The sequence below is a fragment of the Sphingomonas azotifigens NBRC 15497 genome, assembly GCF_002091475.1.
GTDB classification, from domain to species: domain Bacteria; phylum Pseudomonadota; class Alphaproteobacteria; order Sphingomonadales; family Sphingomonadaceae; genus Sphingomonas; species Sphingomonas azotifigens.
Genome location: NZ_BCTR01000134.1, coordinates 1 through 1,295, shown reverse-complemented (window position 1 = coordinate 1,295; position 1,295 = coordinate 1). Strand labels below are relative to the sequence as shown.

Below are 1,295 nucleotides of genomic sequence, written 5' to 3'. Positions count from 1 at the left end.
GAGGTGGTCCCGCCTATTTGGACAGTTTTGCGGCTGAGCTAAGCTAATCCGGGTTGTCGATCATGCCGCCATTCTGGTCATCAGATCATGGGGGGCATGCCCCCCATGATCTGAAGCGCCGATCCACCCATAGGCCTCCGCCGGGGTTCGCCCGGCTAGCCCTGAGTGGGGTCGCTGTTGATTGTAATAGGTGATCCACCGGCCAAGGCCAGCGCGCAGCTCCGAGCCGGTCTCGAACGCGTGCAGATAGACGCACTCATATTTGAGGGAGCGCCACAGGCGCTCGATGAACACATTGTCCATCCACCGACCCCGGCCGTCCATGCTGATCCGTACCTCGGCGTCGCGCAGCACGCTGGTGAACGCGAAGCTGGTAAACTGGCTGCCCTGATCGGTATTGAAGATCTCAGGCCTTCCGAAGCGCGCCAGCGCTTCCTCCAGCGCCGCGACGCAAAAGCCGGCGTCCATGGTGTTCGAGAGCCGCCATGCCAGCACCTTGCGCGTCGCCCAGTCCATGATCGCGACCAGATACAGGAAGCCCCGGCGCATCGGGATATAGGTCACGTCCGCGCACCAGACGTGGTTCGGTCGCTCGATCGCCAGCTTGCGCAGCAGATAGGGATAGACCCTGTGCTGCGGGTGCGGATCGCTCGTGCGCGGCCGCTGGTAGATCGGCGACAGCCCCATCTTCGCCATCAGCCGCCGCACCCGTCGTCGTCCAACATCATGGCCATTGCGGTGCAAATGCCGGACCATCTGGCGGCTGCCGTACCACGGCATGTCGAGGAACGCCGCATCGATCACCCGCATCAACGCCAGCGTCTCTTCGGTCTCCGGCATTGGCGCGTAATAGTAGCTCGACCGGCTGATCGACAGCAGACGGCATTGCGCCGCGATCGACAGGCAGTGGTGAGCAGGATCAATCCACTCCCGCCTCCGTGCCACGCTCATCGACCGGAGGCCTTCGCTAAAAAATCCCGCTCCACCAGCAACTGCCCAATCTTCGCGTGCAGCTTGTCCACCTCCGCGTCGCTTGCCGCCTTGGCCGCCTCACCGGCACCGGAGAACGTCGCCGACATCCCTTCAATCGCCTGACGCTTCCACGCCGCGATCATCGTGTGATGCACCCCATGCTTCGCAGCCAGTTCCGCCAACGTCATATCGCCACGGATCGCCTCCAGCGCCACCTTCGCCTTAAAATCCGCGCTGTAGCGCTTCCTCGTCGTCTTCATTCCCGTTCGTTCCTCACGTCGGGATTAGCTTAGCAACCTGTCCAGTTTTCCGGGACCACCTCA

At 62.6% G+C, this 1,295-nt stretch carries 1 protein-coding gene; it reads right to left on the bottom strand.

Going from position 1 to position 1,295, the window contains the following annotated elements:
• Positions 1 to 60: 60 nt before the first annotated feature.
• Positions 61 to 1,232, bottom strand: a protein-coding gene (locus SAZ01S_RS23230; protein ID WP_139810226.1) for an IS3 family transposase whose coding sequence is annotated in 2 segments (ribosomal slippage) — positions 61 to 968 and positions 968 to 1,232 — 1,173 coding nt in all. Because the reading frame shifts where the segments join, the coding sequence is not laid out codon by codon here.
• Between the last annotated feature and the right edge of the window lie 63 nt (positions 1,233 to 1,295).